Source organism: Streptomyces sp. NPDC059454, assembly GCF_042749965.1.
Taxonomy (GTDB): domain Bacteria; phylum Actinomycetota; class Actinomycetes; order Streptomycetales; family Streptomycetaceae; genus Streptomyces.
This window is the reverse complement of sequence record NZ_JBHYVC010000118.1, coordinates 1-7,488: the sequence shown is the minus strand read 5'-3', so window position 1 is coordinate 7,488 and position 7,488 is coordinate 1. Positions and strand designations below refer to the sequence as shown.

At 69.9% G+C, this 7,488-nt stretch carries 8 protein-coding genes; 2 read left to right on the top strand and 6 right to left on the bottom strand.

Translation table 11 applies throughout. The annotated features are described in order from the left end of the window. Window positions 1-61 precede the first annotated feature (61 nt). The 3 genes from ACFXAE_RS35935 to thyX all read right to left on the bottom strand — a co-directional run bounded on the left by ACFXAE_RS35935 (window position 62) and on the right by thyX (window position 3,753). Window positions 62-1,747 carry a ribonuclease J gene (locus ACFXAE_RS35935; RefSeq protein WP_384723854.1) on the bottom strand — a complete coding sequence of 562 codons (1,686 nt, stop codon included), beginning with the start codon at window positions 1,745-1,747 and terminating at the stop codon, window positions 62-64. Between the two features lie 152 nt (window positions 1,748-1,899). Continuing rightward, window positions 1,900-2,802 carry a 4-hydroxy-tetrahydrodipicolinate synthase gene (gene dapA / locus ACFXAE_RS35930; protein ID WP_384723851.1) on the bottom strand — a complete coding sequence of 301 codons (903 nt, stop codon included), beginning with the start codon at window positions 2,800-2,802 and terminating at the stop codon, window positions 1,900-1,902. A gap of 210 nt (window positions 2,803-3,012) precedes the next feature. Further along, the gene (gene thyX, locus ACFXAE_RS35925) at window positions 3,013-3,753 is read right to left on the bottom strand and encodes an FAD-dependent thymidylate synthase (RefSeq protein ID WP_384723848.1); all 741 of its coding nucleotides are present in this window, start codon (window positions 3,751-3,753) and stop codon (window positions 3,013-3,015) included. A gap of 209 nt (window positions 3,754-3,962) precedes the next feature. Here thyX and ACFXAE_RS35920 point away from each other — a divergent pair, with 209 nt between their 5' ends. Beyond that, window positions 3,963-4,202, top strand: a complete 240-nt coding sequence (locus tag ACFXAE_RS35920; RefSeq protein ID WP_384723846.1) for a hypothetical protein — start codon at window positions 3,963-3,965, stop codon at window positions 4,200-4,202. 114 nt (window positions 4,203-4,316) lie between these two features. Next, the gene (locus tag ACFXAE_RS35915; RefSeq protein WP_384723843.1) at window positions 4,317-4,874 is read left to right on the top strand and encodes a hypothetical protein; all 558 of its coding nucleotides are present in this window, start codon (window positions 4,317-4,319) and stop codon (window positions 4,872-4,874) included. Between the two features lie 31 nt (window positions 4,875-4,905). Here ACFXAE_RS35915 and ACFXAE_RS35910 read toward each other — a convergent pair whose 3' ends face one another. From ACFXAE_RS35910 to ACFXAE_RS35900, 3 genes are all read right to left on the bottom strand, one after another. Continuing rightward, entirely contained in the window at window positions 4,906-5,349 is a 444-nt protein-coding gene (locus ACFXAE_RS35910; protein ID WP_030871707.1) for a hypothetical protein, read from the bottom strand. Between the two features lie 15 nt (window positions 5,350-5,364). Continuing rightward, window positions 5,365-6,117, bottom strand: coding sequence for a 4-hydroxy-tetrahydrodipicolinate reductase (gene dapB / locus ACFXAE_RS35905; protein ID WP_384723839.1), 753 nt, complete (start codon window positions 6,115-6,117; stop codon window positions 5,365-5,367). A 25-nt stretch (window positions 6,118-6,142) separates the two neighbouring features. After that, on the bottom strand, window positions 6,143-7,488 hold a 1,346-nt coding region (locus ACFXAE_RS35900), incomplete at its 5' end, for a M16 family metallopeptidase (protein WP_384723836.1).

Here is a 7,488-nt window from a genome sequence, read left to right as displayed (position 1 = left end):
CCTCGATGCAAATCGAGGCGCCCCGCTCCAGGTTCGCTCGTGCGTGCGGTCCGGTGGACCGTCAGACTTCCACCACCACGGGCAGGATCATCGGCCGGCGCCGGTAGGTGTCGGAGACCCACTTGCCCAGTGTGCGGCGGATGAGCTGCTGCATCTGGTGGGGTTCGACGACTCCGTCCTGGGCCGAGCGCTCCAGGACCTCCGTGATCTTCGGGATCACCTCGCCGAAGGCGGAGTCCTCGATGCCGGACCCACGGGCCTGGACGTGCGGGCCGCCTGTGATCTTGCCGGTGGACGAGTCCATGACGACAAAGACCGAGATGATGCCCTCGTCGCCGAGGATCTTGCGGTCCTTGAGGGCCGGCTCGCCGACGTCCCCGACGGAGAGACCGTCGACGTAGACGTAGCCCGCCTGGACCTTGCCGGAGATCTTGGCCTTGCCCTCGACGAGGTCGACGGCGACGCCGTCCTCGGCGATGACGATGCGGTCGTGCGGGACGCCGGTCAGGGCGCCGAGCTCGGCGTTGGCGCGCAGGTGGCGCCATTCGCCGTGGACCGGCATCAGGTTCTTCGGGCGGCAGATGTTGTAGAAGTACAGCAGCTCGCCGGCCGAGGCGTGGCCCGAGACGTGGACCTTGGCGTTGCCCTTGTGGATGACGTTGGCGCCCCAGCGGGTCAGGCCGTTGATCACGCGGTAGACCGCGTTCTCGTTGCCGGGGATGAGCGACGACGCCAGAATCACCGTGTCGCCGTCGACGATGCGGATCTGGTGGTCACGGTTGGCCATGCGGGACAGGGCGGCCATCGGTTCGCCCTGGGAGCCCGTGCAGACCAGGACGACTTCGCTGTCCGGCAGGTCGTCCAGGGTCTTGACGTCCACGACCAGGCCCGGCGGGACCTTGAGGTAACCGAGGTCGCGGGCGATGCCCATGTTGCGGACCATGGAGCGGCCGACGAAGGCGACCCGGCGGCCGTACTCGTGCGCCGCGTCCAGGATCTGCTGGATGCGGTGGACGTGGCTGGCGAAGCTCGCCACGATGATCCGCTTGCGGGCACCGGCGAAGACCTGGCGCAAGACGTTGGAGATGTCGCGCTCGGGCGGGACGAAGCCCGGTACCTCGGCGTTCGTGGAGTCGGCGAGCAGAAGGTCGATGCCTTCCTCGCTGAGCCTGGCGAACGCGTGCAGATCCGTGAGTCGGTTGTCCAGCGGGAGCTGGTCCATCTTGAAGTCGCCGGTGTGGACGGCCATACCGGCGGGCGTGCGGATGGCCACGGCGAGCGCGTCGGGGATGGAGTGGTTGACGGCGATGAACTCGCAGTCGAAGGGACCGATGCGCTCGCGCTGCCCTTCCGTCACCTGGAGGGTGTACGGACGGATGCGGTGCTCCTGGAGCTTCGCCTCGATGAGGGCGAGCGTGAGCTTGGAGCCGATCAGGGGGATGTCCGGCTTCTCACGCAGGAGGAAGGGGACGCCGCCGATGTGGTCCTCGTGGCCGTGGGTGAGGACGATGCCCTCGATGTCGTCGAGGCGGTCCCGGATGGACGAGAAGTCCGGCAGGATCAGGTCGATTCCCGGCTGCTCCTCCTCGGGGAAGAGCACTCCACAGTCGACGATCAGCAGGCGGCCTCCGTACTCGAAGACCGTCATGTTCCGGCCGATCTCGCCGAGACCGCCGAGCGGTGTGACGCGCAGGCCGCCCGCGGGGAGCTGTGGGGGCGCGCCGAGTTCAGGATGCGGATGACTCAAAAGACTCTCCTCAAACACACGCGCCACGTACCGGTGGGGCACGTGGCGCGCATGACGTTCGTGCAGAAGCAGTTGTCGTATGGAGTGCGGGCACCGGTGGCCCGCTTATTCAGTTGTGAAGTACGTCTGCGCGACCGGCGCGCGAAGTCTGATTACTGGAGCTGTACCCCGCCGGCGGCAAGATCGATCTTGAGCTGCTCGATCTCTTCCGGCGTGCACTCGGCCATGGGGGCGCGCAGGGGTCCGGCGGGGAGGCCCTTGAGGGCGAGCGCCGCCTTGGTGGTCATCACGCCCTGGGTGCGGAACATGCCCGTGTAGACGGGGAGCAGCTTCTGGTGGATCTCGGTGGCCTTCTGGACGTCTCCGGAGGTGTACGCCTCGACCAGGGCGCGCAGCTCGGGGGTGACGAGGTGACCGACGACCGAGACGAAGCCGACGGCTCCGATGGAGAGCAGGGGCAGGTTCAGCATGTCGTCGCCGGAGTACCAGGCCAGGCCGGAGCGGGCGATGGCCCAGCCGGCGCGGCCGAGGTCGCCCTTGGCGTCCTTGTTGGCGACGATGCGCGGGTGCTCGGCGAGGCGGACGATCGTCTCCGTGCCGATCGGGACGCCACTGCGGCCGGGGATGTCGTAGAGCATCACCGGCAGTTCGGTGGCGTCGGCGACGGCCGTGAAGTGCCGGTAGAGGCCCTCCTGCGGGGGCTTGTTGTAGTACGGGGTGACCACCAGGAGGCCGTGCGCGCCGGCGCGCTCCGCGGCGCGGGCCAGTTCGATGCTGTGGTGGGTGTCGTTGGTGCCGACCCCGGCCACGACCTGGGCGCGGTCGCCGACCGCCGCCACGATGGCCCGTACGAGATCCGATTTCTCCGCGTCGCTGGTGGTGGGGGACTCGCCGGTGGTGCCGTTGATGATCAGGCCGTCGTTGCCTGCGTCCACCAGGTGGGTGGCGAGCCGCTGTGCGCCGTCGAGGTCGAGTGCGCCGTCCGCCGTGAAGGGCGTGACCATGGCGGTGAGGACCCGCCCGAAGGGGGTCTGCGGAGTGGAGGTCGGAGCCATGGGTTACACGCTACTCGTTGCTCAGGTCGGGGTCTTCCCTCGGGGGAGTCGACAAGGTGGGGCAAAGGAGGGACCCGGTACTGCCTGCTCGGGGGTTCAGGCAGTACCGGGCCCGTTTGATCAGGCTAGATGAACTTCACGAAATGCCGCAATACGGACACCTCGCACGGCCGACCCGTACATCTGTGCTCGCCTGTGTGAGCTGCGGTTCTAAGGAGCCACACGCCCGTTGGCGTTGAAGGCGGCGTACGTGAGCGGCATGAGACGGGCCCATTCGGCCTCCATCTTCTCGCCGACCATCTCGATCTCCCGCTGCGGGAAGGACGGGACCTTCGCCAGCTCGTGCTGGGTGCGCAGGCCGAGGAAGTGCATCAGCGAGCGCGCGTTGCAGGTGGCGTACATCGAGGAGTACAGGCCGACGGGGAGCACCGCGCGGGCGACCTCGCGGGCGACGCCGGCGGCGAGCATCTCCTGGTACGCCTCGTACGCCTGCCGGTAGGAGTCCTCCATGGCGCGGCCGACGAGCCCCTGCTGGGCCGGGGTGCCCTCGACGAAGCGGTACTTGCCGGGGCGGCCCTCCTGGACCAGCTTGCGGGACTCGTCCGGGACGTAGAAGACCGGCTGGAGCTCCCGGTAGCGACCCGACTCCTCGTTGTACGACCAGCCCACGCGGTGTCGCATGAACTCGCGGAAGACGAAGATCGGGGCACTGATGAAGAAGGTCATCGAGTTGTGCTCGAAGGGGCTGCCGTGCCGGTCCCGCATCAGGTAGTTGATCAGGCCCTTGGAGCGCTCGGGGTCCTTGTTCAGCTCGTCCAGGGACTGCTCGCCGAGGGTCGAGACACGAGCGGCGAACAGCACGTCGGCGTCGGACGCGGTGTGCTTGACCAGTTCGACGGTCACATCGCTGCGGAAGCCGGGCTTGAGGTCGTCGGCGGGGGTGTCGGTCACGGCGCGGGGGGTCCTTCCATCACGTCTCTCGGGCGGCGCCCACTCTACGGCGCGGCACCGACAACCGGGCCTTCGGCGCCGGGGGCGACATACGGCGGTGAACGGCGGCGAACTTCTGCGAATTCGGTGAAAGCGGGCACCTCTCGGGGCCGTCGTTCGTCTGTGTTGGTGACAGCGATTCGTTCGACCCCGAAGGAGACGTACCCCTGATGTTCGGTCGGCGTGAACCCGTACCGTTCGCCTTTGTCGCCGAGGCCGACAGGTTCCGCAGCAATGTCACCCCGCCGCCCCGTGAGCGGGCCTCCGTCGGTCAGATGGCCGGGCGCTGGCTGCTGGGGCTCACCCTCGTGGCCGGGCTGGTGGGCTCCCTGGTCATCGGGATGCCGGCGTTGTCCTCCGATCCCTCGGGGCCGGAGACACAGCAGTCACAGGCGGCCGAGGGGCGCTGAGCCGCACCCGGCCGTGGCACCGGCTCCATCCGGCCCCCCGAGGGTGGTGACCGGCAGCACGGATCGATAACCTCACCGGGCACTACTGACGCATGGATCGAGTGAGGACCCGTCGTGCCCCTGCCCTTCCTGACGGCCGACCGCGCTTTCGACACGGCGGACGATGTCGCCCTGCCGTACGACGACCGGGACAACTGGCGGCGCCCGTACCGTCCCGGACCGTGGCGGGTGGGGGCTTCGGCGCTCCTGCTGCTGCTCGCGTCGTTCGTGCTGTTCGCGGCGGTGATCATCGCGGCGACGGCGACGCCGGCGTCCGCCGGGGCGGTCTTCGCCATCGCACTGGCCGTCGTGGCCGGCGCGCTGCGGCTGCTGCGCATGGGCGTGTGGGTGAGCTCCCGGGGGCTGCGTCATGTGGCCTTCGTGGCCACGCGTACGACGTCCTGGGAGCAGGTCGTCTCCGTGCGCACGGTGCAGCAGCCGGTGCGCTGGCTGGGGCTGCCCCGGACGGTGCAGGGGCAGGCGCTGGTCCTCGCCCGGCGGGGGCGTTCGGCGGAGTCGCCGGCGCCGCTGCTGACCTCGCACAACGCGGACTTCCTGGGGCGGGACCAGCTGGCCTTCGACCGGGCGGCCGACACCGTGGAGGCGTGGGCCGCCGAGTACCGGCGCGACTGAGCGGTCCCGGGCCCGGCGTTCCTCCGCGCACTCAGTGAGAGGTCTTGTGCAGGGCGATCGCCCGCTGCATCGCCTTGCGGGCGCGGGGGGTGTCGCGGGCGTCGTGGTAGGCGACGGCGAGCCGGAACCAGCTGCGCCAGTCGTCGGGGGCGTCCTCCGTCTCCGCCTTGCGGCGGGCGAAGACCTCGTCGGCCGAGTCGCGGTCGACCCGGCCGCTGGGCAGGCGCTTCAGCTCGTCGACGGGCAGGCCGCCCTCGGCGTCGAGCAGGGCGGCGAGCCGGTTGGCGTCGCGGACGAACTCGGTGTTCTTCCACAGGAACCAGACACCGATGACCGGCAGGATCAGCACCGCGACGCCGAAGGTGACGGTGAGGGGCGTGCCGGCCTCGATGAGCAGCACGCCACGGCTGCCGACCAGGACGAAGTAGACGACCAGGACGGCGGCCGTGATGGCGTAGGAGATCTTCGCGCGCATGGGGTCGGCTCGGGCTCAGTTCAGGTCGAGGAAGTGTTCCAGGCCGAAGGTCAGGCCGGGAGTGGTCACCACGCGGCGGGCGCCGAGCAGGATGCCCGGCATGAAGCTGCTGTGGTGCAGGGAGTCGTGGCGGACGGTGAGGGTCTCGCCCTCGCCGCCGAGCAGGACCTCCTGGTGGGCGAGGAGTCCGCGCAGCCGGATCGCGTGCACCGGGACCCCGTCGACGTCGGCGCCGCGGGCGCCGTCGAGGGCGGTGGTCGTGGCGTCCGGGGCGGGTGCGCTGCCGGCCCGGCGGCGGGCCTCGGCGATGAGCTGGGCGGTGCGCGTGGCGGTGCCGCTGGGGGCGTCCACCTTGTTCGGATGGTGCAGCTCGACGACCTCGACGGACTCGAAGTACGGGGCGGCGATCTGCGCGAACTTCATGGTGAGCACGGCGCCGATGGAGAAGTTCGGTGCGATGAGCACGCCCGTCTCCGGGGACTGGTCGAGCCAGCCCTTCAGCTGCGCGAGGCGGTCGTCGGTCCAGCCGGTGGTGCCGACGACCGCGTGGACGCCGTGGCGCACGCAGAAGTCGAGGTTGCCCATGACCGAGGCGGGGGTGGTCAGCTCCACGGCGACCTGGGCGCCGTTCTCGGCGAGGGTCTCCAGCTTGTCGTCCCGGCCGAGGGCGGCCACCAGCTCCATGTCGTCGGCGGCCTCGACGGCCCGTACCGCCTCGGAGCCGATCCGGCCCCTGGCACCGAGGACCGCCACGCGCAGCTTGCTCATGTCTGTTGCTTCCTTACGGGGTGGGTCAGGCGACGGCGTCGTGCAGGCGGGACGCCTGCTTGTCCTTGAGTGGGCCGATGACCGACAAGGAGGGCCGCCGTCCCAGGACGTCGCGGGCGACCGAGCGGACGTCGTCCGGGGTCACCGAGGCTATCCGGGCCAGCATGTCGTCGACCGACATCTGCTCGCCCCAGCACAGTTCGCTCTTGCCGATACGGTTCATCAGCGCGCCGGTGTCCTCGAGGCCGAGGACGGTGGAGCCCCGGAGCTGGCCGATGGCGCGCTCGATCTCGTCGTCGGGGAGTCCGTGCTCGGCGACATGGTCGAGTTCGTCGCGGCAGATCTTCAGCACGTCGTGCACCTGGGAGGGCCTGCAGCCCGCGTACACGCCGAACAGGCCGCAGTCGGCGAAGCCGGACGTGTACGAGTACACGCTGTAGGCCAGTCCCCGCTTCTCCCGGACCTCCTGGAAGAGGCGGGACGACATGCCGCCGCCGAGGGCGGTGTTCAGCACGCCGAGGGCCCAGCGCCGCTCGTCGGTGCGGGACAGGCCCGGCATGCCGAGGACGATGTGCGCCTGCTCCGTCTTGCGGCCGATGAGTTCGACCCGGCCCGCGGTGCGCAGCGCACGGCTGCCGCCGCGCGGGGCGATCGGCTCGGCGTCGAGGTCCTTGAAGGCACCGGCCTTCTCGAAGGCGGCGCGGACCTGACGCACGACCTTGTTGTGATCGACGTTGCCGGCGCAGGCGACCACGAGGTGGGTCGGGTCGTAGTGCTTCCTGTAGAAGCGCCGGATGCGGTCGGCGGTGAGGGCGTTGACCGTGTCGACCGTGCCGAGGACCGGGCGGCCGAGGGGGTTGTCGCCGAACATGGTGTGCGCGAACAGGTCGTGCACGCAGTCGCCCGGGTCGTCCTCGGTCATCGCGATCTCTTCGAGGATGGCGCCGCGCTCGACGTCGACGTCCTCCTCCTGGATCAGCGAGCCGGTCAGCATGTCGCACACCACGTCGATGGCCAGCGGCAGGTCGGTGTCGAGCACGCGCGCGTAGTAACACGTGTACTCCTTGGCCGTGAACGCGTTCATCTCGCCGCCGACGGCGTCGAGGGCGGAGGAGATGTCCAGGGCGGACCGGCGGGAGGTGCCCTTGAAGAGCAGGTGCTCCAGGTAGTGGGTGGCGCCGTTCAGGGCCGGGGTCTCGTCGCGGGAGCCGACGTGGGCCCAGATGCCGAAGGTCGCCGAGCGGACCGAGGGCAGCGTCTCGGTGACGATGCGCAGGCCCCCGGGGAGGGTGGTCCTGCGGACCGTACCGATGCCGTTCTCGCCCTTGATCAGGGTTTGGGTACGGGCGACGGCCCGCGCCTCCGAGGAGG